The following is a 548-nucleotide window of genomic DNA, read 5'->3' as shown; positions in this document are numbered from 1 at the left end:
GTCCACCACCAACCATCCTTTTCCTTTGAAATCTCGCCGGACTCCATCGCCATGATCTCGGCGCCTCGCGCGAGCGTCCACAGGTAGACCGTCAGCGCGTCCTCGATCAGGCGGGGAAAGTTCGGTAGCCAGGCGATGAGCGCACCGGCCTCCGCCGCACTGAGTGCACGCTTCGAGGTACCGATCGACTCGCCGGAGATCTTTTTGCCCTTCGAGCGCAGCCGCCCGCGCATGATCTGGCGCCACCAGTTCGGAGTGCTCTCCGGGATCCGCCCGGCGTCGAGCGCGTAGTCCCACGCAGCGCCCAGCTCGGCCCGCAGCTTCGCAGCCTGCACTGGGATGCGCTGCAGCGACTCCAGCAGGTCGAAGCATTGCCGCCGGGTCAGCGTGGAGGCCGGCTCCGAGTCGAGCGCGCCGAGCATCGTGTCGAACATGCGCCGCACTTCGATCGCCCCTTTGGGCTTGCGGGCTCGGTCGACRTGGCCCGCCAGGTAGTCGTCGCACAGGAGGCGCACCGTATACCCGCGCTCCTGCTGCTCCTGTTTGGC

Annotated in this window: 1 pseudogene; it reads right to left on the bottom strand. The window is 67.3% G+C overall.

Annotated features, from left to right (window positions below):
* Nucleotides 1-548: pseudogene (locus AC1D01_RS38125) on the bottom strand (tyrosine-type recombinase/integrase); the annotation flags it as partial.

It is taken from the genome of Rhizobacter sp. P3_B12 (assembly GCF_056402895.1).
Note: the sequence above shows the minus strand (reverse complement) of the source record. Positions and strands in the feature narration are given on the sequence as shown.